This window comes from Jeotgalibacillus sp. JSM ZJ347 (assembly GCF_044383825.1).
In the GTDB taxonomy this organism is placed as follows: domain Bacteria; phylum Bacillota; class Bacilli; order Bacillales; family Jeotgalibacillaceae; genus Jeotgalibacillus.
Map to the genome: position 1 here is coordinate 188,300 of NZ_JBISEN010000003.1, position 24,074 is coordinate 212,373.

Genomic DNA, 24,074 nt, shown 5'->3' on the forward strand with positions numbered 1-24,074 from the left:
CCTAGATCTTCAGCACAATGACGCCTAAAATCATCAGACATACCCCGATAATCTGCGTTCTGCTGATATTCTTTTTGATCATATCGAACCAGCCGAATTTATCAATAAAAATCGCCGCCACAAGCTGAGCGATTAGAAATATACCGATTGTCAGCGTCACGCCCATCAGGTGTACAGCAGTAATGTTACTAAATAATACAATCGCAGCAAGCGCGCCGCCGGAAGCGTACAGCTTTGGCACCTGTCCGAGATCTTTATATGAACGGTCTCTTAGTGCGAGTACAATCAGAACAGCAAGAACAAATCCTGTCAGTTGGGTCATAGCAGCGGCCTGCCACGTTCCGATCTGATCACTGATTGTTGCATTCGCTACACTCTGAAAGGTCAGAAAAAATCCGCCTGCCAGTGCAAATATTACACCTTTCATTTCATTTCCCACCTTTCTGTTAGCCCAACTTTATAACTTTGTCACAGCTGTCAAAAGGACATATGTCCTAATTAGTGTGAATGGTAAAATATATAAAGTAAAGGAAACATTCAAAACTGTGGATCAAGCAGCTATATACTGAATTTGAACTTGGGATATGAAGGAGGAGGCACCATGGAATCAGAACGCTTAAAAATTTTTAATGAACAGCATCAATACATAGGTGAAAAAACGAGGGCAGAGGTGCATGAGAAAGGCTACTGGCATGAAACCTTTCATTGCTGGCTCGTTGAAGGAGATTCACTTTATTTTCAACTGCGCAGCGAGAATAAGAAGGATTATCCGGGACTGCTTGATATTACAGCTGCGGGACATCTGCTGGCAGAAGAAACCGTTCGTGATGGTGTCAGAGAAATGCAGGAGGAGATTGGTATTCAGGCTCCATTTGAACAGCTTCAGCCGCTTGGTGTGATTGAGTGCACAGCTGAGAGAGAAGGCTTTATTGATCGTGAATTTGCCCACACCTTTCTTTTAAAAGGGACTTTCAGTGAGGCGGACTTTGATCTGGAAGATGAAGAGGTGATCGGCATTGTCAAAACTGATCTTGCAGCATTCCACAGACTTTGCAGTGGAGAGGATGACAGGATCAGGATCCAGGGATTTAAAATCAGTGAAGGAAATAAAATCACCATAGATGAATCTGTTGGAAAAGAGTCATTTGTTCCCCACCAGGCAGAATTTTATCTGACTGTCCTGGACCGGATTAATCAATATAAATGACAGGAACTTGAAACCTTTCCCCTTCTACACACGTAATTCATGTAAGAGGTGACTTAAAATGAACGTACTGAGAATCACAATGACCATCCTGCTGGGGGTATTTCTTTTATTCCCAGGACAGGCGCTTGCAGTCGAGTTTTCCATTGAGCGATCAATGATAGATGCTGAAGTTCAGGAATCCGGGGATGTCTATGTGACTGAAAATCATACTTATGAATTTGACGGTGAATTTAACGGGATCACCCGCTCGCTTGTATCAAAAGCTGATGGACCGGAAGTTACGAATGTGCAGGCTTTTGAAAATGAGGGGCCTTTAAACGTTGAAGAAGATAACAATTTTTATCGGATTTACCGCGGTGGTAAAGATGAAACCGTGACGATCACGCTGACTTATGTCATTGAAAATGCTGTAACAGTGTATGAAGATATGGGTGAGTTTTTCTGGCCGTTTTTCAGTGAAGAGAATGAGTCAGATTATGAAAATATGGTTATTACAGTGACGCCTCCAGTACCAACGGATGATGTGCTGGCACTCGGGTATGATGAGGCTGAAGGAACGGCTGTTACTGATGCATCTGGCAAAGTCGTGTTTAATCTTGGGAACGTCTCCAGCGGTGAAAATGGTGACATCAGAGCGGCTTGGAATTCAGATGTGTTTGCAGCTGAAGGTAATGGAGAAATTCGTTCCGACTTTGAGACAGCCATTCAGAAACAGGAGGAAGAAGCTGCGGCTTTTGCTGAGACGCGTGGATGGGTGATGAATATTGGGATTGTCATCCTGGGGCTTGCAGCCATTTTATTGGCTGTACTCTGTATCAAAGTCTGGATCAGAGCGCGCAGAGTGAAGCGTAAGGCGGATGAAAAGCTGTCGCCAAACGGACCTCCGCGTGAAATTCTGTCATTGATGGGGACGATTTCGTTCAACTATTATCATATGATGACAGGGCAGGCCGTTAACGCAGCACTTTTAGAGCTTGTGAGAAGAGGGCATGTCATTCAGGAAACAGAACGTGAATTCCATATCGTGAGCAGAGACGGATTGCTGGATCATGAACGCATTTTAGCAGAATGGCTGTTTGATACGATTGGTGATGGAGAAACCTTCACGGTTGAACAAGTAGAAGCGTTTGCTAAAAAAGAATCTAACCAGAAGGTCTATCAGGACTATGAAGCGAAGTGGCATGCCGCGATAAAAGAAGAAGTGGACGCAGCTCAGTTCAGTAAGGATATCAGCACGCATCGCAAACTGGTGATTGCTGCAGCTTCAGTATTGCTGCCTTTCCTTGTTTTATTTCCAATGTATGACCTACTGCCAGGACTGTTTTTCTCAATACTGCTTGTCGGCGGATTTGTAACATATATACTTGCTTACCATCCGAGAACACTTGAAGGTGTCATGATCAATAGAGAGTGGCAGTATGTGAAAAAGAATCCGGACACTGATCATTGGTCAGAGGATGATCAAATGAGGGTTTACCTGTATGGAATCGGAACGAAGGACGAAAAGATTTCAGGACCGATTGAAAAGAAATTCGCAGGTTTCAACCCTTCGATGAACCATGGTGGCGTAGATATTTCAACGTTACTATTGTTATCGGTTGCGATTTCACCAGGGTTCGAATCAGCGAATGCCCAGGCTTCAACGACAGCTGCTTCAACAACGTCCACCGGCTCTGCAGGCGGAGTGGGTGGAGGCGGTGGAGGATCTGGTGCGTTTTAAAAAATCGATTTGGAGATTTGCTGTATGAAGAATTTTTTAAAGCTGATGGTACTGGTGACAGCTGTATGGATCGTCTTTGTTGCCGTTTTATCAATCATCGATATAGTTCCTGCTGATGAACAGCAGCCCGGTACTCATTATTTATCCGGACTGGATTCCTTTCTATTCATGTTCATGATCACCATTCCATATGCTCTTGGCGCTGCTGTAGGGTCTTATCTACTCTATCTCCTGTTTAGAAAAATGAAGCTGCGCAGCATGATGGCCGGTGTGTTGAGTCCTGTACTCATAGTGAGTACAATTGTTGGCGTTATTGTATGGTATGAAGGAAAAAATGTGACGAACCGGCTGTTTCTTTTGCCTGAAGGTTATACAGGAGACGTATATATTGTCTACAATGTGAAAGGAGCACCGGAGCTCGAAGAAGAGAATGGTTATTCAGTCATTCCGATTAATGAAGAAGGATACTATGTTACTTCAACACCTGACATGGACTACGGGACTGTGACAGATCAATACTTCTATGTGGATCAGGCGGGGAACAGAACTGCCATTGACGACCATTGTGTCAGTATTTTCGGCACCGGGGGCTATCAGACAAGTGAAAATGAAGAAATAGATTTAATATATACCGGGTTCGCTTTAACACAACAGGAGTGCAGCGAGGCGTTCATGCTTCAGTACCGAAATGGGGAGTTGCATGGGAGCCCGGTGATGGCAGACATACTGAAAGAGTATTATAACTTAGATCACTACTATTAACGAAGGGGGAATTAAATGAAAACAATCGGTATCGGAACAGGTCTTGCATTTGCCGGACTCATTCTATCCTGGATCATCTGGGGCTTAGAGGAGAGCTACACAATTCCGGCGGGGCTCGGATTATTGTTTCTGATCTTGATGGTATTTGCTTCTGGCGCGATGGTCAGCGGCAGTGAAATGAGAGCGAATTATGCGACTGAAACCAAAGAAGGCCGAAAAGACCGCATGGAGATTACAAAGGGAGCGTTTTTGCTGGCACTGCCGAATCTTCTGATTGCAGGCCTTCTGTATTTTTCAATTCATTAAGGTATACACGTATGTTCTTCAGGTCATCCTAATTCCTGAACACATTCAAACGTTTAGCCATGTCATTAAAAAGGAATGGCATAATATTGAATTTAGTGAAGGAGTGGGAACATGAATATTAACGGAGAAGAAATTTTAGATCGTTACAGAAAAGGAATTGAAGAGGTGCATGAAGCACTTCCTGAAGCAGTGAGTGAATATAACCGCTTCACAGGAAAAGCATTCGAAAGCGGCGAAATCGAACGCTCTCAAAAGCATCTGACCGCACTTGCGATTGCTGTGAGTGATGGCGACGAATCAAGTATTGCCTACCACATGGATCAATGTGTCGGGCATGACTGCTCAGATCAGCAGATTCACGAAACCATGATGGTCGCAGCAGCTTACGGCGGGGGGGCTGCCATGAGTCATGGCGTAACGATGGGTCTTGAAATGCTGAAGCAGTTTCGGGAGCGCTAATTAAAAGCCTGACAGTTTCGTTGCTGTCAGGCTTTTATCATGTAAAATATCATTATACATACGCACTGCAAAATTTGGGTAAACCCAAAACAAAAGCACTTTTGGAGGAATGACATATGGACAGTATCATATTTGACTTGGATGGCACACTATGGGACCCGCGGGAGACCGTGTTAACTTCATGGAATAGAGCAATTGAAGACCATCCGAAAGCAGATAAAAAGCTGACGCTTGATGATCTGAAGAAGACGATGGGAAAGCAGATGCATGAGATTTCTCAAGTTTTTTTCCCGCAGTTAAGTGTGGAAGATCAAAAGGAAGTCATGGATTATCTAACAGAGATTGAAATCCCTTATGTCGCTGAAAACGGCGGAGAGTTATATCCTGCGCTTGAGGAAATACTGGTGTATCTCTCAGGTAAATACCGTTTATTTATCGTCAGTAACTGCCAGGAAGGCTATATTGAAGCCTTTTATCAGTACCATAAGCTGGACCGATTCTTTGATGACTTTGAAAATCCAGGCAGAACGGGTCTTTCCAAGGGTGAGAATATTAAGCTTGTGATTGAGCGAAATGGCCTGGAGAATCCTGTATATGTAGGGGATACACAGGGCGATCGTGACGCAGCGCGTAAAGCCGGTGTGCCGTTTGTGTATGCGAAATATGGTTTTGGAGAAGTGGATGATTTTGAATATGAAATTGAGCGATTGACCGATTTAAAGCGACTATTTTAAATGTAAATAGCAAGCACTTAAACCGGAAATGACTCCCCGGCATGATACACTGAAGTCAGGAGATAATAGCCAGAGGAGGGATGCACGATGACACAGCGAACGAAAGCAGGATGGCAGCTCGAGCAGACTTATACAAAGCTGCCGGACATCTTTTATTCAGCAATGGAGCCAAACTCAGTTGCAAGTCCGGAGTTATTTATACTGAATGAACCGCTCGCAAAAGAACTCGGACTGGATCCGGAAGTATTGGCAGATGAAGAAGAGATCCTTGCAGGAAATGAAGTCCCTGAAGGATCTGAGCCGCTTGCACAGGCATATGCAGGTCACCAGTTTGGGCAGTTCACCATGCTTGGAGATGGACGCGCGTTATTATTTGGAGAACAGATCACGCCGTCTGGAAAACGGAAGGATATTCAGCTGAAAGGATCGGGACGTACAAATTTTTCACGCGGCGGTGACGGACGTGCAGCGCTTGGGCCGATGCTGAGGGAATATATGATCAGTGAAGCGATGCATGGACTCGGGATTCCGACGAGCCGCAGTCTTGCTGTGACACTCACAGGGGAGACGGTGATGCGTGAGAGATTGCTGACTGGTGCAGTATTGACGCGTGTTGCCTCCAGTCATCTGCGTGTTGGGACGTTTGAATATGCGGTCAGACTGACAGAATCTGAAAATGTAAAAGCACTTGCAGACTACGCGATTGAGCGTCATTATCCGCATGTGCAGGAGCATGAAAACCCGTACCTCGGGCTGTTGCAGGAAGTGATGAAAAAGCAGGCAGAATTGATTGCGAAATGGCAGCTGGTCGGCTTTATTCACGGCGTCATGAACACAGACAATATGACGATCAGCGGTGAATCAATTGATTATGGGCCGTGTGCTTTCATGAATGAATATGACCCGTCAACAGTCTTCAGCTCCATTGATGTGCAAGGGCGTTATGCTTATGGGAATCAGCCTCATATCGGCGGATGGAATCTGGCGCGCTTTGCAGAAAGCCTTGTTCCTGTACTGGATGATAATCAGGAAAAAGCGATTGAGCTTGCGCAGAATGAGATGAACAAGTATAAAGACCTTTATTTTGATGCATGGCACAGCGGTATGTGTAAAAAGCTTGGATTACTTGAGATGGAAGCTGGGGATGAACAACTGATTGAGCAGCTGCTGAATCTGATGCATAAAAACAAAGCTGATTTTACAAATACATTCAGAAAGCTGACGATTGGTGAAGTGCCGATTGAGGGTGAAGCATTCGCTGACTGGCTGAAGCGCTGGAATGAGCGCCTTGAACGTCAGGCGGCGTCAGCGGAGGAAGTGCGGGAGATGATGAAGCGTCATAATCCAAATGTGATTCCACGTAATCATCGTGTGGAAGAAGCGATTGCGGCGGCTGTTGAGCGCGAAGATCTGAGCGTGATGGAGCGGCTGCTTGATGTGCTGCGGGATCCATATGCGTATAGTGAAGAACAAATGCCTTATTGTGCAGGACCGGAACCGGATGCGGGGCCTTACCGGACGTTTTGTGGGACTTGATAGTGATCATCGAATGAAGCTGCCTTTCGGAGGGCGGCTTTTTTTGATGGCGTAAGGGGATAGGTCTTTTGGCACTTTTCTAAGAAACATTATGTTTTTTCCACGAACAGACCGTGTTGTTCTACGAAACAGCCATATTATTCTATGAACATAAGCCTGTTTTCTAAGAACAACTACGATTTATCTACGAACTACCCAGAACCAACCACCAACTCACCCCATCAACCGCTCAAAATACACATCCATCTCCTCAGCCGAATAAGCCTTCCCTTGCCTGAGCCACCACATATGAAGCATCGCAACCGTACCTGCATGAAATTCAGCATACATATCAAGCGGCACATCCAGTCTGTCTGCTTCAGTGCTCAGCATCGTCAGGTCTCGTTCAATATTCTTCTTAAAGGACTGTTGCAGTCGATTAGCCAGATACGTATCATTCTGATTCGCTAAAAACACATGTTCAAGCTCCTCCAGATAGTCCAGCTTCTGCATCATGGTGAAAGGCTTTTTCAGCCTCATCACTCGATCAGCCTCATCCAGTCTGTCATCCAGCCTCCCAAGCTCCACGATAAATAAGTCGTATTTATCGGTGTAATGGGAATAAAACGTTGAACGGTGGACCATTGCATCCTCACAGATCTGCTGGACTGTGACACCTTCAAATGTCATGCCGGGTTTATTCAGTAAACGGATCAGCGAATCAAACAGCATTTTCCTCGTTCTCTTTACACGCAAATCTTCTTTTTTCATAGACACATCTCCTACACTGTCGTTTATCTGTACATTATAGGTAAATTGATCATACAAAACCAGCTTTAAATCTTATATGATAAACGTTGTGATTTTTATACAGAAAGGATGATTCGAATGGCAGAATCTTTTCAGCATATACGAAAAGGCCCGATGGTAGCGGTTATGCTGCTGGGTGCCTTTTTTGCATTATTAAATGAGACGCTACTTGCAACGGCACTTCCTGAAATTATGGTGCATTTTGATATCGGTGCGCACGAGGTACAGTGGCTGACAACGGCATTTCTGCTGACAAACGGAATCATGATTCCAATCTCAGCGTTTTTCATCGGTAAATTTACAACGAGGCAGATCTTTATTACGGCGATCACTGTTTTTACGTTCGGAACAGCAGTCGCTGCATTTTCCGATTCATTTGCACTGCTGCTTGTAGCAAGAATTGTACAGGCAATGGGGTCAGGCGTGATGATGCCGCTTATGATGACGGTGCTCTTGAATATTTTTCCGGTTGAAAAACGGGGGACTGCGATGGGGCTGATGGGGCTTGTGATCTCATTTGCACCAGCGATCGGACCGACGTTATCCGGTTTATTGATTGAGTATTATAACTGGCGTATGCTATTTTACGCGGTGCTTCCAATCGCAGTTCTGACGTGGATCATGGCGCTTGTTTTCATTAAAAATGTGACAGAACAGACCAACCCGCGTGTTGATGTGATTTCGATTGTGATGTCATCACTTGGTTTTGGGGGATTATTGTACGGTTTCAGTACAGGGTCTGAACGCGGATGGGATGATGCGCTTGTGATTTCCTGTGTTGCCGGCGGTTTCCTGATTATCGGACTATTTGTGTGGCGTCAGCTTAGACTCCAGACACCTCTGCTTGAGTTCAGAGTATTTAAGAACAGGGATTTTTCTATTGGATTAGTTGTTTCTGTTTTTGTGATCATTGCGATGATTAGTGCGGAGACGATTTTGCCAATGTATATGCAGACAGCAAGAGGACTGAGTGCGTTAGATTCAGGGCTGATGCTGCTTCCGGGGGCGATTGTGATTGGCATTATGTCTCCGATTACAGGGATCCTTTTTGATAGATTCGGTGTGAAGAAGCTTGCGATTCCAGGCATGCTGATTGTCGTTGTCACAACGTTCTTTTTCACAACGCTCGACGCGACAACATCGGTTACAACGATCACAATTGTGTATGCAATCCGTATGTTCGGATTATCATTTGGCATGATGCCTGTTATGACGCATGCATTAAATCAGATTCCTGCAAAGCTGAATGCACATGGTTCAGCAATGGCAAATACGATGCAGCAGGTAGGCGCCGCGATTGGAACGGCGATTCTGATTACGATAATGACGCAGGTTTCTCTGAATTTTGAACCGGACATGTCCAATTACGCAGATCTTGGTGCTGAACAGCTTGAAGCAGCAGTGGCAGCTGATGCACTGTATTCAGGGTACGGGCTGACATTTACAGTCGCAACCGGTATGGCACTGGTTGGTGCGGCTCTCGTCTTATTTTTAAAAGAGAGAAGAAAAGATGCTGTAAAAGCGGAGTCTGTTGAGGAAGAGAGAATGACTTCCTGATATGAAGAAGGTGTCCGGCGCTTGTTGAGTGCCGGACACCTTTTTTAGTTATGCTTGCATAATCTTCTCAACCACTTTTAACGTCTTATTAATATCTTCTTCCGACACGCCATTGTTCGTAACAAATCTCACAATGCCCGGTCCAAAACCGCCTGCAATGATGCCATTTTCTTTTAACTGCTCAAGAAATACTGCTGTTTCAACCCCTGAATCAGACAGGTTCATCAGGATAATGTTTGTTTCCACTTCATTATCAATCACTACACCTTCAATATTCAGCAGGCCGTCCGCCAGCTTCTTTGCATTAGCGTTATCCTCTTTCAGACGCTCTGCATTTTCTAACGCAATAATTCCTGGTGCCGCTATCACGCCTACTTGTCTGAGACCGCCGCCGAGGCGCTTACGCCATTTGCGTGCCTTTTTAATAAACTCATCTGACCCTGCGATGATGGAGCCGACCGGTGCACCGAGTCCTTTTGATAAACAGAACTGAACGGTGTCGGTATATTGTGCGTATTTCTTCACGGAAATCCCGGTTGCTGCCTGGGCATTAAAGAGTCTTGCCCCATCTAAATGGACAGGGATCTGATGCTTCGTTGCAATCTCATAAATCTCACGCATATTTTCAAGCGGGAGAACTGCGCCGCCTGCTTTATTATGTGTGTTTTCAAGTGTGATCAATCCAGTCTCAGGCTCATGGATATCTGCGCCGCGAATCGCTGCTTCAACTTCAGCCGGATTCATGGCACCACGCTTCCCTTTGAGCGTCTTGATCTGCACGCCAGCTAAAGCAGACATCGCCGCAGCTTCATACAAAAATAGATGCGCCTGGGACTCCATGATAACCTCCTGACCCTGCCTGCAGTGGACAAGCCCTGCAATCTGGTTACCCTGCGTGCCGCTTGTCACAAATAGTGCATTTTCCTTTCCAAGTACTTCAGCTGCCAGTCTTTCTAAGCGGTTAACGGTCGGATCCTCACCATACACGTCATCCCCAACCTCAGCCTTATACATTGCTTTTCGCATTCTTTCATCCGGTTTTGTCACTGTATCACTGCGTAAATCAATCATATGTGCCCCTCCTGAAGATAGTCTCTGTTTTTTAGCATACGCTGTTGGTTCAGACTGGGCAAGCAAACGAAATATACACTTTTATATGAAGGATATCAGATGTACTTTGTAGAATGTACTTTACTTAATTGGTGAATCTTTCTTTCCCATAAATCGTATAGAAGTGTAGTATGGGATCATTTGATAAAAAACTGGAGGTGCAAGGATAGTGGCTTATGAACAAAAAACAAAAGAACATGACGGCAGTGTGGTCGAATTCATTGAAGCAGTGGAGTCTCCAAAAAAACGTGAGGATGCATACAGGCTGCTTGAAATTTTTGAGGAAACCTCAGGCTATGAAGCGAAAATGTGGGGACCGAGTATCATTGGGTTTGGGTCTTATCACTATAAGTATCCGACCGGTCACGAAGGCGATGCCCCGCTTGTAGGCTTTTCACCGCGGAAGGCGAAGATCAGCCTGTATTTTGCGACAGGGGATACTGAACGCGAGGCACTGCTGAAGGATTTCGGCAAGCATACTTCGGGTAAAGCTTGTGTGTATATCAATAAACTGGACGATGTACACACGGACGTTCTGAAGGATCTGATCAGACAGTCCATTGAATTTTTACAGAAAGCGTATCCGGCGGAAGGAGCAAATGAGCAATGAAAGATGTGACGAAAAGAAGACTTAAAGCGATCTTAATTGACTTGGCAATATCAAGTGCTGTGACAGCAGGCGTAGAATATGCGCTGAGAAAGAAAATTAAAAATGAAGCTTTTCACGCATTGGTTACACCAACCGCAGTCATGTGGGGGCTTGAACTTGTTCAGCTGAAAAGCTGCGGGCAGACAGTAGGTTACCGCGCCATGGGGCTGAAGCTTGAAAGTGAAGATGGATTTCCACTGACGACTGAACAGCTGTTAAAGCGAATGGCTTACCGTGATACAGTAGGCGGATTTAAATATTTTAAGGATAAAGAAGCATATGAAGGTGTGGATGGCAGCAGTATGGCGCATGACCGCTATGCAGCTGTTCTGGTGAAGGAGAAGTAGGAGGTCGCAATGAGCGCTCGGAGCTCGAAGGAGAATATAACATTTTAATAACAAAATGAATAGATATGTTTGATCAGAACCTCCCGGGGAATCCATATTCCTTAGGAGGTCTTTTAAATGAATAAAGTAAAAATCACAATCCTGGCACTGGTTGTTCTGGCAGCGGGTGCCGGCGGGTTATGGATATATGACCGTCATACTCCTGAGCGCGGGCAGGAGCTGGTAGCGCTTGGTGATTCGCTAACCTATGGCGTTGGTGATCAGTCAGGAGCAGGTTATGCAGAAAACCTGGAAGAAGTCATTAATGAAAATCGAGAAGAACCGCTGACTGTCTATAATTACGGCATTCCGGGTCAGCAGACAGATGGATTGCTTGCCCAGCTTGAAGATGAAGAAGTCAAAGCAACCTTAAAGAATGCAGAATATTTTACTGTTTTTATCGGCACAAATGATTTGATCAAAACAAACGGTGGAGATTTGAACCCTTTATATGATGATCGTATTCAGGCAGGTAAAGAGGATTATGAAAAAAACCTTGAAGATATTTTATCAATCATTCGTGAAGAAAATCCGGAAGCGCCGATTCTGTTTTTAGGGTTGTTCAATCCTTATCCTGAAAATGAAGAAATCCAGCAGGTGATTGATAACTGGAATAAGCTCAGCAAAGGTATGGTCGAAGAATATCCGAGCGTAAAATTTATCGCTACAGATGGCATTTTAAAAGAGAAAAGCGCAGAGTATTTCAGTGATGCTCTGCATCCGAACGAGAAAGGCTATGAACTGATTACGAAGAGAATGATTGAAGAATATGATTTTTAACATCAAGCAGAGTGCACAGTCACTCTGCTTTTTGCCGTCTGGACACAGGCTCATATGCAGTCAAAAGTCCTTCGTAAATCAGCTCAGTTTTATCAGAGCTTCTGAAATCATCCGGTTCAACGAGCGACGGTAGTTTATCCCAAAGCTTCACGCCTGCCCGGTGTAGAATTTCTGCAACAAATTGCGAACAGAAGTAAGAGCCGTGTGGTTCAAACGGTTCTTTAAAAGCTACGCCGAAAACGCCAAGCAGATTATAAATTGTTTTTCGGTTTTTTTTCTCAAATAAACGAATCATTCTGATGATTTTTTCGTATTGACGGGTAGTGATCGTCATTTCATATACAGCGCAGGTCGTGTTAGGGAATTTTCTGTAGGTGCCTTTTAACACATCTTCCTGTACAAAACCACCATTAAAAGGGTTATTAGGATTTTTTCTTCCGAAGCTATATAATTGAGTCAGCTCCCTGTCCAATGAAAGAGAAGCATGATTGTAAGGTGCTTTTGTATAGCGTTTAATGGTTTTGGTAAAAGCGGTGCCGGTGTCTGTCAGCAGAATATAAATCTTTTTCGTGTTCAAAGAAGTAGTCACTCCCTTCAGAAAAGTTGAGGTGAAGCAGTTGAACGATGTGTTGCAATACATATACTTTATTTTCTTAATCCTTATTTTGGCTAGTCTTATAGTTTCAGTTATAACATACTTTCATAAAAGGAAAAATAAGGGCAGCGATAAATATGATGAATTAACGATCAGAACAAAGCTCTGGTGGGGTATGGCGATAATTTTCGTGCTCTCTATGGCTTTTCACCCGACGATCTCATTGATCTCTCTGATGATCTTATGCTTCCTGGCACTCCGTGAGTATTTTTCGATGCTTGAAACAAGAAAACAGGACAGGCGGATTTTCATTTGGGCTTACCTTGCCATTCCGATCAATTTCTTCTGGATTTATATCGGCTGGTACGGAATGTTTATTGTCTTTATTCCAATTTATGTGTTCTTATTCCTGCCGCTCGTGAGAATTTTCAGGAATGGCAGTGCCGGTTTTTTAAAGTCAGTGAGTATGACGCAGTGGGGACTGATGCTGCTTGTGTTCGGGATCAGTCACCTTGCCCTTTTTGCGACAATGCCTGAAATTACGAGGCATGATGTGCGGATTGCTGAGCAGTATGGGGTATTAATGGTGCTTTATTTAGTTCCGCTTACACAGGCGAATGACGTCATTCACTTGCTTGTATCAAAAAAGTTCGGCAAAAAGAAAGTGCTTGCTTCTGCCAACCCTGATCTGACGTGGGAAGGGTTTCTTGCAGGAGTCGCGGGAACTGTTCTATTATCAGTGATCATCGCACCTTATATCACACCGATGTCTCTTACCTTCAGTATCTTGTCCGGGCTTCTCATTGGTGTCACAGGCTTTTTCGGAACAGTGGTCATGTCTGTGCTGAAGCGCAATTTCTTTCTAAAAGAAACAATGAATGGCAGGGTGATTGAGAGTAAGACGATTAATAAGGTTGATAGTCTGACTTATACAGCGCCTGTGTTTTTTCATATGGTTTATTATTATATTTTTTAAAGTGAAACAAAACTTTCAGAAGACAGCAGTTTTGACGTCGGAAGATTGAAAAAAGTATAATTAAATTATGATGTGATATATAGAGGAGGGGTAAAGATGATGGATAAAAAGCTTGAGCAATACCCGCCTTATATCCAGCAGGAGTTATCTAAGCTGAATGACAAAATCGAGCCGATCACAAAACAGTTTTTAAAATACAGACTCTGGGGCACGCCGCTTGTTGTCGTATCTGTACTGAACCTGTTTTTAATCATTCTGCCGTTTGGGGTATCAACTGAGATTATCCCTGCAATTCTGTTATTTGCTGTACTCGGAGCTATTGGCATGGCTTTATCAAAAGAGGCAAAAATGAAACGGACAGAAGTCGTTACCCAGACTCAGGATTTTATGCTGAAAAGGATTGCGGAGAGCGATAGTGATTATAGAGATGAATATCTGAGACGTGTGAGAAATAATGCACTGCAGGGCGTGGATCTTTTTATTGAGTTTTTACAGAAAGAGCGGAGAGGTCATTGGGGATAGAGAGTTCATGCGTATGGGCTCGTGAACCCGATCCGAAAACCATGCGAACGCCAATGCTGTATGTCAGCTTAATCTTATCACCAGACTAATCATCCAATTCAAAAAGGGTTTCCCCAGACATCCGGGAAAACCCTTTTATATATCAGCCCTTAATGGTAAAAAGCCCTTCATTCTGCAGCAGACGCTTCATCGCTTTGCGACCCTCAGTCAGTACAGCAAGCCGCCACTCGTGATTTTCCGGATAAAACATTGCTTTAAATTCATCCAGAATCGCCTGCCTGTCTTTTTCATGAACAGCACCTTCATGGTGAAGTCTGTTCTCTAAGATAATGGTCATGAATTCACGCAGCGAAGCGCTTATACTTGTACCAAATGTGCCGAACTCAAATAATGCTGAAAACAGATAAGTATCGGGATAATGACGGTTCTTTAGTGCATAAAAGTGGTGCGTGGAATCACCTTTGGCTTTTTCAGGAGTGAACTGCTCAATATTTTTCAGCCCATAGGTTTTCTTCAGTTCTTTTAACGTCCGTCCATCATCCTCACTCATCAACATTGTAACCTCGTTTGTTGGTCCAAGTGCAGTGTGCCAGTCTATATGAATCACGCGTGGATACTCATAAAGCAGTTTTTCCTGAATCGCCTGAAGAAACTGGGCATTTTCCTCTTTCTCCTTACCACCATAATAGACGCCCGTCGGGAACTCATACTGACCCATTCCCTTCGCTTTTGTCAGGCCGTAATAACCTTCTGATACAAGTCCTTTCGCAAGTTTTGTCTGCAGGTCAATTCTTGCCAGGTGATAATTATCGATCACCCCGTCAGGCAAAAAGACTTTCATTACTTTTTCATAATGTTCATTTACATCATGCGGTACCTGCTCTGGGTCAACGAGATAGTTGCGGTTCAGGTCAACATTGTTTTCAGTCACACGTCGGAAGTTCCGCATGCCCCATGGGTTTACAGCATGAATCAGACAGATACCAGTGCGTTTCGGATCCATCTGATTTGCCATCTCCTGTACAAAAACGTCAAGCATTGCAGCGCCTGCATAGCCTTCGATCCCGTGCTCGCCTGCAGTGATCAGTAAGACCCTTTCATTTGTTTCAGTGCCTGGCGAATAAATCATATCAATTGTATTGTCCTCTTCTTGACCGATCGGACGCGTTGTCAGTTCTGCGCCTGGCCAATACAACCTGATTTTTTCAAGGTTACCCCGGAAGGTTTCTCTCGACTCTTCATATGTATCCGGAAAATACTCATCAATGGTTTTCATGGTCTGCATCCTCTCCTGTAAAAGCATATTATTTTCTGCTTTCCACTTTTCAGGATTTATAAACCATAAAGCGGAGGCAGACTCAGATGGTCAGCGCAGGAATCACCAGGAAGTAAATAATGATCGTCACATAGAAGATTGCAGGCAGTAGCGTTAAAATGACACCAATGACTTTCGTCTTATTAAAAAACATCAGAACTGCACCAACCAGCCATACTGCGATAAAAATGAGGAATCCAGGGACGGGAAACAACTCATTTTCAACATTCTCCCCAATAGCGCCTGACGCCATGAATAAAGTGATTGGAATGGTGATAATGCCCGTTAAGACAATCTGAATCCATCTGAAAATTGAATAACTCATAACCTGCTCCTTTTAAAAAAGTTTTCTTCTATTATTCACCTGATCACTGATATTGTAAATGCAGATGTCATTACATTACCTGTTGGAATGTTCAACCGTTTTTTAAAGCCGGAGCCGTCCTGGGGTCATGACCGGCAACCACACTTAGCTCCCTAAAGGTTTTACTTCTCATACAAAAGCCGCAAAAACTCCTGCAGTGCCTTCGTCTGAAATGCCGACACACTGACCGTGGAAAACGTCCGCTTATATGGAAGTCCATCAATTTTGATCACCTTAAGTGTCCCATATTCCACCTCTTTTTGAATCGCAAGCTTTGATAAGAGGGTCAGACCCAGTCCGGCCTCTACTGCCTGTTTGATTGCCTGTGTACTGCTGAATGTCAGCATGCGATCCGGCATGATTCCCAGCTGCCTGAATACAACTTCCGCTGCTTCACGTGTGCCTGAACCGGGTTCTCTGCACACCCACAATTGTTCGGCCAGCTGAGAGGGATCTGCCATCTTAGTATGACTGCCGGCTGCACCGACAATCACCATTTCATCTTCAGCAAATGCTTCAATAGTAAGGGATTTGCTTTCTTTTACATGTCCTTCGACGATTCCGATATCCAGCTGATTGTTCTTTACCAGCTCTACAATATGAGCTGTGTTCCCAATCGTGACGACAGGTTCAATATCCGGGTACAGCTGATGAAGCTTCGCAATCAGAGGTGGCAGTGCGTATTCACCAAATGTATAGCTTGCGCCTATCTTAAGTAAGCCTGCCGCGTGGTTTGTCAGATCATCGACGATACGCTGCATTCTGCTATAAAGGTTGGTGATTTCAAGCGCGTGTTGATAGACGACTTCACCGGCCTGATTTAGTCGGACATATTTATTTGTCCGCTCCAGTAGTGTGACGCCAACTTCTCTCTCAAATGCTTTAATGTGCTGACTGACTGCCGATTGTGTCATGTGAAGTTGTTGTGCTGCACGGGAGAAGCTTCGGTGTTCTGCAACGGCGATAAACACAGTGAGCTGCTGATCCACACATATCATTCCTCTCTATCGGTTTTACTTATAGTTAATATTATTATAATTAATTTTCCTAATCATACAACGGCGCGTATAGTATAGTCTGGGGTGAGATAATGAGAGAATCTTCGAAAACAGCCTGGCTGACAGGTGTGTTATTTACATTTTTGATTGCAGGTCTTGGGTATCTTCTTGCGATGGTACCGGGGTTTGACCGCGCAGGACAGCTGGCTGCCGCCATTGTCATTGCGGTATTTTACAGACAGATCTTCGGGTATCCGGATAGATTAAGAAAAGGGATTACTTTTTCAACAAAGCGTCTGCTTCGCGCAGCGATTGTTTTGTATGGACTAAAGCTGAACATTGAGATTGTACTGCAGGACGGTTTCGGATTGCTGTTAAGGGATGCAGCGGTCATTGTCTTTGCTATTGCTGCAACGGTCTGGCTTGCAAAAGTGTTTAAGGCAGATAAAGCCATATCGATGCTGGTTGCTGTCGGGACTGGTGTATGCGGAGCGGCGGCGATTGCTGCTGTGGCACCAATTTTAAAGGTAAGAGAAAAGGATACGGCGATGAGTGTAGGAATCATCGCGCTGCTTGGCACTATATCTGCCATTATTTATACATTATTGCGTCCCGTTCTGCCACTCACTGATCTTGAATACGGCATGTGGGCAGGACTCAGTCTGCATGAGGTTGCGCATGTGGCGCTTGCAGGAGAGCCGGCAGGGGAAGACGGTCTCGCGATGGCCCTTCTCGCAAAGCTTGGTAGAGTGTTTTTGCTGATTCCATTATGTTTTATCCTGATGTACTGGATGAATAGAAAATCAGCAGAATCCGCTGAAGCAAAAGTAAGTTTTCCATGGTTTTTGATTGGATTCTTACTGATGAGTATTGCAGGAACATATGTGATTGGACCAGTGATTCCTGTATCTGCTGAAGTACTTGAGTTTGTGTCAGGTCTGACAACATGGCTGCTGACAGCTGCAATGGTTGGGCTCGGGTTAAATGTAAGCCTGCAGGATATTCGCAGCCGTGCCATGAAGCCATTTCTAATTATTTTGACTGTATCTGCTGTATTGTCTGTGTGGACGTTTTTTATTGTTTAAAACTTAAAAAAGGTAGTAGTTGGAAACCCTGTTCGTTACAATGGAATGAACAGGGTTTTTTATTATGTTAGAAAGGCAGGTAGAAGAAATGAATAAGCAGATAGGAGCAGAGCCGTTGCATGCATTAACAGATATACTCGAAACCATCACGCCGGCGCGTCATGAGCAGGCAATGAGAAAGACTGTTGACCTCCTGAAGACCGAATCCATTTGGCTTGAAGAAATGCTTGGAGCAGAATCTGCTGCCTTTCCGTTTATGAAGAAAATGATTGAAGTGCTTGATGGGGAGCGTGTCAGCAGTTGATGAAGGTTGCACTGGAACATTATTCAGATCAATACCAGGAAGACCTGACAAACTTTCTTCTGCCAAAAGAACAGGAGCAATTTACAACGCACCCTGCAGATCAATTAATCCGTCTCACCGAAGAACAGTCGCCTGTTGTCATTAAAGCAGGTCAGAAAGCAATCGGCTTTTTCGTGATGGAGAAGTCAGAGCGCTTAAAGCATTATACAAAGAATGAATCTGCTTATCTGCTGGCGTCTTTATCAATTACGAAAAGTCAGCAGGGAAAAGGTTATGCAAAGCAGGCCATGCAATTGCTGCCTGATTGGGTTGGAAAAGAATTTCCTTCGTGCAATGAAATTGTATTATCGGTCAACCTGAAAAATGATGCTGCTTTCAGACTGTATGCGCGTACAGGGTTTGAAGATACAGGCAGACGGATTACAGGGCCGGTTGGAGAGCAGCGGGTGATGAGATTGAAATTGAAAGATGAAAATTTTATCTAAAAATGGAACCTTTCATCAATTAAACCGTACATATAGTTAGAAGATTCAAATTTTATTGAGGAGGCTACATAAATGGAATTATTTGCAGCGTTATCGATCATTATTCCGATCCTGGTTGTGCTTGCGATTGTGGGAGCAGTTGTATTCATCTATTATAAAATCCGCTACCGTACAGCACGCTCGAATCAGGCACTGATTATTACTGGACCGAAGCTTGGTGACCCTAAGAAGGAAACAAATATTTTCACCGATAATGAAGGTCGTTCAATGAAAATCATCCGTGGTGGCGGACACCTTTTAAGAATGCACCAGACCGCTACACCGGTTGAACTGACGTCATTCCAGCTGAAGCTGACAACACCACGCGTATACACGAATGGCGGCGTACCGATTGTCGCTGATGCTGTAGCGATGGTAAAGGTTGCTGATACGTTAAAAGGGATTGCAAACTATGCGGAGCAGTTTCTTGGAAAGAAATCTGCAGAGCTTGAAGATGAAATTGCAGAGGTATTAAGTGCAAATCTGCGTGCCATTTTATCAAAAATGACAGTTGAACAGATTAATGAAGACCGTGAATCATTTAACAAACAGGTAACTGAAGTTGCACAGAAGCAGCTTGATGACATGGGATTCCGTATCACTTCACTTGGACTGACTGATCTGCGTGATGCTGACAGTGAGAATGGATACTTAGAAAATCTAGGACGTCCGCGTATTGCAGAGGTCCGCAAGCTGGCTGAAATCGCTGAAGCTAATTCTGAGAAGGAAACACGTATTCAGCGTGCCAATTCAGATAAGGAAGCAAAAGAAGAAGAGTATAAGCGTCAAACCGAGATTGCTGCAGCGCAAAAAGATAAAGACTTGAAAGACGCAGCGATCAAGGAAGAAACAGAACGTGCACGTGCGAAGTCTGAACAATCTTATACGCTTGAAAAAGCAAAGCTTGATAAAGAAGTTCAGCAGGAAGAATTAATGCTGATCTCCAAACGCAAAGAAGAAGAGCTACGTATTCAGCAGCTTGAACGTTCAAGACAGGTTGAAATCGAAGAGGAAGAAAACAAAATCCGTAAAGCCAAGTCGGATGCAGATTACTACTCTGTTACCCGTCAGGCGGAAGCGGAAGCACGTAAAGCAGAGATCGATGGGGAAGCGAAAGCGAGAATTCAGCGTGAAGCTGGTCTGGCTGAAGCACAGGTTATCTTAGAACGCGGTAAGGCAGAAGCAGAATCAAGACGACTGCTGACAGAAGCGATTGCTGAACATGGTGAAGTCATCCTTGCAGAGAAGCTGATTGAAATGCTGCCTGTCTTTGCAGAAAAGGTTGCGAAGCCAATGGAGAATATCGATTCTGTTAAAATTCTCGATACTGGCGGCGGCAACGGCGTTTCCTCTTACGGCAAGAGTGTGACACAGACGATGGTTGAGATTCAGGAGCCGTTAAAAGAGCTGACAGGTATTGACGTATCCAAGCTTCTGTCTGATATGGTGAACCGTGGTAACACGCATACGGTTGTCACAAATCAGGGTGAAAAGCAGGCAGCTGCTAAAGCGGCACCGGCGAGTGAAGCTGATCATACAGCTAACTCCTCAGACGAATCATCTTCTTCTGAGGCATAAGTTTTAAAGGGCAGTCTCTTTATAGAGACTGCTTTTTTTTTGCGAAAGACAGTTGAAAAAAGCCGCGCTGCAGGTGGCAGGCGGCTATTATTCAGCAAGCGCTTTGTCAGTCAATTCAATATGGGATTCTCCCCAGCTGCACATCGTATCAAGAATCGGCTTGAGTGACCAGCCATATTCAGTGAGAGAATATACAACTTTTGGCGGGACCTGGTCATAGACTGTGCGTTGAACCACGCCATCTGCTTCAAGTTCCCTCAGCTGTTGTGTCAGCATTTTCTGGGTGATGTTTGGCATCAGCTTTTTCAGCTCGCTGGTGCGTTTTTCGCCTTTATCCAGATGGCAGAGAATAACGACCTTCCATTTGCCGCCGATTACCTCAAGCGTTGCTTCAACAGGTATGTTATAACCCACATCTTTTCCTCCTTTTTTAATATCGCTTATCATATTTCCTTCATCATAAACAAAAGGTATAAAAACGTCCATAGGGTACTTTTTAGTGCCTATCGCACTTTAAAGTACGTACTTCTCAAGCGGTATGAAGGGATGCATAATAACGATTGACTACACGAAAGGCGCCTTCGTGTTCACTTTTGTTAAGGAGGAAATAAAAGATGAATACACAATCAATTAAGCAACCTCAGCAAAAAGGAGGCACGCTGGCATTAATTGCACTGGCAATCAGTGCGTTTGGAATTGGGACAACTGAGTTTGTGCCTGTTGGGTTATTATCATCAATCTCAGATGATTTATCAATATCAATCACTTTGGCAGGATTATTAATTTCCGGTTATGCAATAGGGGTAGCAATTGGTGCACCAATCCTGACTGCTTTAACAGACAGGGTCAGCAGAAAAACGCTGCTAATGGCATTAATGGTTGTTTTTATTCTTGGAAATGCGGCGGCAGCCATGTCGGATAGCTTTGTTTTATTACTGACAGCGAGGTTTATTACGGCATTCTCACATGGTATTTTCTTTTCGATTGGTTCAACCATTGCAGCAGACCTTGTGCCGCCGCATAAAAGAGCGGGCGCAATTGCATTTATGTTTACAGGACTAACGGTTGCTACGGTAACAGGTGTACCGCTTGGCACATTTATTGGTCAGGAGTTCGGCTGGAGAGCGACGTTCTGGGGTGTGGCGATTCTTGGGGTTATTGGTATGGCGGCAAGTGCAATTCTTGTTCCTAAGAACCTTAAGGAAGCACCGCCGTCTTCATTCAAAGATCAATTAAAAATATTAAAAAGCAGCAGACTATTATTGGCATTTGCCATCACTGCATTAGGCTACGGAGGAACGTTTGTCGCATTCACTTACCTGGCACCTCTGCTTGAGGAAGTAACAGGGTTTGATGCGAAATGGGTCAGTGTACTGCTGCTGATCTATGGTATTGCTGTAGCAGCAGGTAATATGATTGGCGGAAAAGCAGCAAACCGCAACCCTTTAAAAGCCTTATCGATCATGTTCATGCTGCAGGCAACCATTCTGGTACTTCTGACATTCGCAGCCCCATTTAAAATAGCCGGTCTGATCATGATTTTTCTAATGGGATTGTTTGCTTTCATGAATGTACCCGGTCTTCAGGTGCTTGTTGTGAATCTGGCTGAAAAATACGTGCCTACAGCTGTCAATGTTGCATCAGCCTTAAATATTGCTGCATTTAATGTTGGGATTGCCATTGGTTCATTTGTGGGGGGCATGATCGTAGACAGTATCGGATTGATTCATACTCCATGGATTGGTGCGGTTATGGTTGCAGGTGCAGTATTACTGACCCTTTATCTGAAGAAAAAAGAAGAACAGTCAATGGTAAAGCAGGAGCAAAAGGCGGGATAACCCGCCTTTTTTCTACGGGGTCAGTTTTTACTGATCCTCTTTTACAAAAAACAGCACCAGCACCGGTCCCACAATCGGTATCCAGGCCAGGCCTTTCTTCTTGGCATCTGGATAAAACCGGTGAATTACATACACAGACAGCCACCATAAAATAAACCAGTCTACTGTCATTACAGAGACAAGGCTGGATTCCATAAAGGCTTCACGGTAACCGGACAGAGATATTCCTTGCAAAAGGGTAAGCAGATTGCCAGCAAAGAAGATCAATAATAAGCTCAGCCAGATCTTTGACCTCAGGATGCGGAGTATCCAATTTGGTGTTCTTAATCCTCGATCTTTTGGACGGTCACCAAATGCAAACCAAGGGAGCAGCGCGAACGCTCCTCCAGCAAATGAAGCTAATGAAAACGGCCATGCAGGCCAACTTTGCTGATCATTGCGTAATAAAATCGTAAGAAAAACTAAAGGGAAAACACCTAACGAGTTAAAAACCGTTAAAACAAGCGGGTCAATGCCATCAAGATTTCCGGATAACACCTGCTCCATCACGGGATCTGATCCTTCAGACCCGGGTGCCAGGAAAACAGCGTATGCAAGGAGCAATAACCAAATCACGATAAACTTCATCTCATCACCTCTTTTCAATATCATACTTGAAAGAAGTGAAAGAGAGCGAATCATAAGCAGTTTTTCAGTATAATAGAAGCATCACGAACTAAACAGGGTGAGAATATGCAAATCAGAGAATTAAAGAAAAGCGACCTTTCATCATTGGACAGCATGCTTTTGGCATGTCAGACGAACTTGATTTCCGCTGAAAATGTAGAAGATAAAGAATGGCTCATTCAAAAAGAGACTGAGCGCCTGTGCAAAGTGGCAAGAAGAATTTTAGTATCTGACAAAGAGACAATGTTTGTCGCTGAAGAAAATAATCAGGTGATCGGTACCATTGCGGGTATGATACCGGGCGAATTAATTACGTGCGGGCTTGAGCCGGAAGAGGGAGTCTTTGAAGTAGGCAGTATCTATATACACCCTGAACATCAGCGCAAAGGGATTGGTCACGCGCTCCTGCAGCACATGCAGGGATGGCTGCTTAAAAAGAACCATTCAACATTCTATCTTGATGCAGGGTTTGTCAGCTCACAGACGTATTGGAAAAAGCGGCTTGGTGATCCTGATATTCTGCTGCGGGACTACTGGGGAGGCGGCTTTGATCATATGATCTGGATCGGAAGGTTAAAAAAATCCTCAACTGGTATAAACAAGTGATTGCAAAATTTTCAGAAACATTATAGAATCATAGAAATGGCTGGTGCTCTGTTAGGGAGCAGTGGTCATTTTTTATTCACTGTTAAACTCCCTCATATTAAAGATTTCTAAAATAGCACTTCGATTACATTGCTGAATCCCATAGATAGAGTTGAATCTGATTACAACTAAATTTTTCACTATTCTTAAGAAATAGCTGTCTAAGTCTTTCAATCCCCTTTGTTTTAGCAATATAACGTCCTAGAGTAAGTTTTCTAAAAATTTAAAATAATGATTGACGGTGTTATATGACAGCGCTTACAATCAACTTGTTACAAAAATGTGAAGGAGAAATTTATTTTTAAAAATTGAGCGAACGCTCAGTCACGAAAAACGAGCGAACGCTCAATCGAGTCGAAAGAACAATATGGGAGAAACTTTTATAACGGAGGGATGAAATGAAGGCTTATAAGAAAGAAGTCCAGTTCACAATTTGGATGACTGCTGCATTTGTACTCGTGGGGAATGTAGGATTGATCTTTTCGATTTTTCCTACAGAGGCAATGATGTTCGGTTTTCCGGTGAAGTATATTGTACCAATCCTGATGGGGTGGTTTGGTGTATTCTTCCTGACGATTGTTGCAGGTAAGATCGGCAATAAAATTGATGAGGAAATCGAGCTTGAGAATGAAGCGGCTTCATCATCTGAAAAGGCAAAGGGGGCGTAAC

Annotated in this window: 29 protein-coding genes; 20 read left to right on the top strand and 9 right to left on the bottom strand. The window is 44.0% G+C overall.

The annotated features are described in order from the left end of the window. Position 1 precedes the first annotated feature (1 nt). Positions 2-427 carry a DMT family transporter gene (locus tag ACH6CZ_RS12010; protein ID WP_374097690.1) on the bottom strand — a complete coding sequence of 142 codons (426 nt, stop codon included), beginning with the start codon at positions 425-427 and terminating at the stop codon, positions 2-4. Between the two features lie 174 nt (positions 428-601). On the opposite strand from ACH6CZ_RS12010, the gene ACH6CZ_RS12015 reads away from it, so the two are divergent. The 7 genes from ACH6CZ_RS12015 (at position 602) to ACH6CZ_RS12045 (ending at position 6,724) form a co-directional block, all read left to right on the top strand. Then, entirely contained in the window at positions 602-1,207 is a 606-nt protein-coding gene (locus ACH6CZ_RS12015) for an NUDIX hydrolase (RefSeq protein ID WP_374097691.1), read from the top strand. 58 nt (positions 1,208-1,265) lie between these two features. Continuing rightward, a complete protein-coding gene (locus ACH6CZ_RS12020; RefSeq protein ID WP_374097692.1) occupies positions 1,266-2,927 on the top strand; it encodes a DUF2207 domain-containing protein in 1,662 nt (553 codons plus the stop codon). A 24-nt stretch (positions 2,928-2,951) separates the two neighbouring features. Beyond that, entirely contained in the window at positions 2,952-3,689 is a 738-nt protein-coding gene (locus ACH6CZ_RS12025; RefSeq protein ID WP_374097693.1) for a DUF6843 domain-containing protein, read from the top strand. Positions 3,690-3,704: 15 nt separating this feature from the next. Next, positions 3,705-3,995: a DUF5316 domain-containing protein gene (locus ACH6CZ_RS12030; RefSeq protein ID WP_374097694.1), complete on the top strand. Its 291-nt coding sequence runs from the start codon at positions 3,705-3,707 to the stop codon at positions 3,993-3,995. A gap of 111 nt (positions 3,996-4,106) precedes the next feature. Further along, positions 4,107-4,454, top strand: a complete 348-nt coding sequence (locus ACH6CZ_RS12035) for a carboxymuconolactone decarboxylase family protein (protein ID WP_374097695.1) — start codon at positions 4,107-4,109, stop codon at positions 4,452-4,454. Positions 4,455-4,570: 116 nt separating this feature from the next. After that, positions 4,571-5,188: an HAD family hydrolase gene (locus tag ACH6CZ_RS12040; RefSeq protein WP_374097696.1), complete on the top strand. Its 618-nt coding sequence runs from the start codon at positions 4,571-4,573 to the stop codon at positions 5,186-5,188. A gap of 87 nt (positions 5,189-5,275) precedes the next feature. Further along, positions 5,276-6,724: a protein adenylyltransferase SelO gene (locus tag ACH6CZ_RS12045; RefSeq protein ID WP_374097697.1), complete on the top strand. Its 1,449-nt coding sequence runs from the start codon at positions 5,276-5,278 to the stop codon at positions 6,722-6,724. A gap of 213 nt (positions 6,725-6,937) precedes the next feature. Here ACH6CZ_RS12045 and ACH6CZ_RS12050 read toward each other — a convergent pair whose 3' ends face one another. Next, complete coding sequence (locus tag ACH6CZ_RS12050; protein WP_374097698.1) at positions 6,938-7,474, bottom strand: TetR/AcrR family transcriptional regulator; 537 nt, start codon at positions 7,472-7,474, stop codon at positions 6,938-6,940. 117 nt (positions 7,475-7,591) lie between these two features. Between ACH6CZ_RS12050 and ACH6CZ_RS12055 the strand changes: the two genes are divergently transcribed. Beyond that, on the top strand, positions 7,592-9,070 hold the full coding sequence (locus ACH6CZ_RS12055; protein WP_374097699.1) for an MDR family MFS transporter: 1,479 nt from the start codon (positions 7,592-7,594) through the stop codon (positions 9,068-9,070). 48 nt (positions 9,071-9,118) lie between these two features. On the opposite strand, the gene ltaE is transcribed toward ACH6CZ_RS12055, so the two are convergent. Then, complete coding sequence (ltaE, locus tag ACH6CZ_RS12060; RefSeq protein ID WP_374097700.1) at positions 9,119-10,141, bottom strand: low-specificity L-threonine aldolase; 1,023 nt, start codon at positions 10,139-10,141, stop codon at positions 9,119-9,121. Positions 10,142-10,349: 208 nt separating this feature from the next. Here ltaE and ACH6CZ_RS12065 point away from each other — a divergent pair, with 208 nt between their 5' ends. The 3 genes from ACH6CZ_RS12065 (at position 10,350) to ACH6CZ_RS12075 (ending at position 11,995) form a co-directional block, all read left to right on the top strand. Next, a complete protein-coding gene (locus ACH6CZ_RS12065; RefSeq protein WP_374097701.1) occupies positions 10,350-10,790 on the top strand; it encodes a DUF1801 domain-containing protein in 441 nt (146 codons plus the stop codon). Beyond that, positions 10,787-11,176: an RDD family protein gene (locus ACH6CZ_RS12070; protein ID WP_374097702.1), complete on the top strand. Its 390-nt coding sequence runs from the start codon at positions 10,787-10,789 to the stop codon at positions 11,174-11,176. The genes ACH6CZ_RS12065 and ACH6CZ_RS12070 overlap by 4 nt, the downstream gene beginning before the upstream one ends. A 117-nt stretch (positions 11,177-11,293) precedes the next feature. Continuing rightward, entirely contained in the window at positions 11,294-11,995 is a 702-nt protein-coding gene (locus ACH6CZ_RS12075; protein ID WP_374097703.1) for a DUF459 domain-containing protein, read from the top strand. A 19-nt stretch (positions 11,996-12,014) separates the two neighbouring features. Here the strand turns inward: ACH6CZ_RS12075 and ACH6CZ_RS12080 are convergent, their stop codons facing one another. Further along, the gene (locus tag ACH6CZ_RS12080) at positions 12,015-12,572 is read right to left on the bottom strand and encodes a hypothetical protein (protein WP_374097704.1); all 558 of its coding nucleotides are present in this window, start codon (positions 12,570-12,572) and stop codon (positions 12,015-12,017) included. Between the two features lie 40 nt (positions 12,573-12,612). On the opposite strand from ACH6CZ_RS12080, the gene ACH6CZ_RS12085 reads away from it, so the two are divergent. Next, complete coding sequence (locus ACH6CZ_RS12085; protein WP_374097705.1) at positions 12,613-13,566, top strand: phosphatidate cytidylyltransferase; 954 nt, start codon at positions 12,613-12,615, stop codon at positions 13,564-13,566. A 96-nt stretch (positions 13,567-13,662) separates the two neighbouring features. Further along, entirely contained in the window at positions 13,663-14,088 is a 426-nt protein-coding gene (locus ACH6CZ_RS12090) for a DUF5392 family protein (RefSeq protein WP_374097706.1), read from the top strand. Between the two features lie 142 nt (positions 14,089-14,230). Here ACH6CZ_RS12090 and ACH6CZ_RS12095 read toward each other — a convergent pair whose 3' ends face one another. From ACH6CZ_RS12095 to ACH6CZ_RS12105, 3 genes are all read right to left on the bottom strand, one after another. After that, complete coding sequence (locus ACH6CZ_RS12095; protein WP_374097707.1) at positions 14,231-15,364, bottom strand: M14 family metallopeptidase; 1,134 nt, start codon at positions 15,362-15,364, stop codon at positions 14,231-14,233. A gap of 82 nt (positions 15,365-15,446) precedes the next feature. Further along, positions 15,447-15,728, bottom strand: a complete 282-nt coding sequence (locus ACH6CZ_RS12100) for a hypothetical protein (RefSeq protein ID WP_374097708.1) — start codon at positions 15,726-15,728, stop codon at positions 15,447-15,449. Positions 15,729-15,889: 161 nt separating this feature from the next. Continuing rightward, positions 15,890-16,756, bottom strand: a complete 867-nt coding sequence (locus ACH6CZ_RS12105; RefSeq protein ID WP_374097709.1) for a LysR substrate-binding domain-containing protein — start codon at positions 16,754-16,756, stop codon at positions 15,890-15,892. 101 nt (positions 16,757-16,857) lie between these two features. Here ACH6CZ_RS12105 and ACH6CZ_RS12110 point away from each other — a divergent pair, with 101 nt between their 5' ends. From ACH6CZ_RS12110 to ACH6CZ_RS12125, 4 genes are all read left to right on the top strand, one after another. Next, a complete protein-coding gene (locus tag ACH6CZ_RS12110; protein WP_374097710.1) occupies positions 16,858-17,850 on the top strand; it encodes a YeiH family protein in 993 nt (330 codons plus the stop codon). Between the two features lie 88 nt (positions 17,851-17,938). Further along, a complete protein-coding gene (locus ACH6CZ_RS12115) occupies positions 17,939-18,154 on the top strand; it encodes a hypothetical protein (protein WP_374097711.1) in 216 nt (71 codons plus the stop codon). Then, positions 18,154-18,639, top strand: coding sequence for a GNAT family N-acetyltransferase (locus ACH6CZ_RS12120; protein ID WP_374097810.1), 486 nt, complete (start codon positions 18,154-18,156; stop codon positions 18,637-18,639). The genes ACH6CZ_RS12115 and ACH6CZ_RS12120 overlap by 1 nt, the downstream gene beginning before the upstream one ends. 72 nt (positions 18,640-18,711) lie before the next feature. Next, entirely contained in the window at positions 18,712-20,256 is a 1,545-nt protein-coding gene (locus ACH6CZ_RS12125; protein WP_374097712.1) for a flotillin family protein, read from the top strand. Between the two features lie 87 nt (positions 20,257-20,343). Here ACH6CZ_RS12125 and ACH6CZ_RS12130 read toward each other — a convergent pair whose 3' ends face one another. After that, positions 20,344-20,703 (bottom strand): winged helix-turn-helix transcriptional regulator, encoded by a 360-nt coding sequence (locus ACH6CZ_RS12130; protein ID WP_374097713.1) that lies wholly within the window; start codon positions 20,701-20,703, stop codon positions 20,344-20,346. A 167-nt stretch (positions 20,704-20,870) separates the two neighbouring features. On the opposite strand from ACH6CZ_RS12130, the gene ACH6CZ_RS12135 reads away from it, so the two are divergent. Beyond that, on the top strand, positions 20,871-22,094 hold the full coding sequence (locus ACH6CZ_RS12135; RefSeq protein ID WP_374097714.1) for an MFS transporter: 1,224 nt from the start codon (positions 20,871-20,873) through the stop codon (positions 22,092-22,094). Between the two features lie 27 nt (positions 22,095-22,121). On the opposite strand, the gene ACH6CZ_RS12140 is transcribed toward ACH6CZ_RS12135, so the two are convergent. After that, entirely contained in the window at positions 22,122-22,721 is a 600-nt protein-coding gene (locus tag ACH6CZ_RS12140) for a hypothetical protein (RefSeq protein WP_374097715.1), read from the bottom strand. A 105-nt stretch (positions 22,722-22,826) separates the two neighbouring features. Here ACH6CZ_RS12140 and ACH6CZ_RS12145 point away from each other — a divergent pair, with 105 nt between their 5' ends. Then, positions 22,827-23,366: a GNAT family N-acetyltransferase gene (locus tag ACH6CZ_RS12145; RefSeq protein WP_374097716.1), complete on the top strand. Its 540-nt coding sequence runs from the start codon at positions 22,827-22,829 to the stop codon at positions 23,364-23,366. 437 nt (positions 23,367-23,803) lie between these two features. Beyond that, positions 23,804-24,073 carry a hypothetical protein gene (locus ACH6CZ_RS12150; protein WP_374097717.1) on the top strand — a complete coding sequence of 90 codons (270 nt, stop codon included), beginning with the start codon at positions 23,804-23,806 and terminating at the stop codon, positions 24,071-24,073. Position 24,074: the final 1 nt, after the last annotated feature.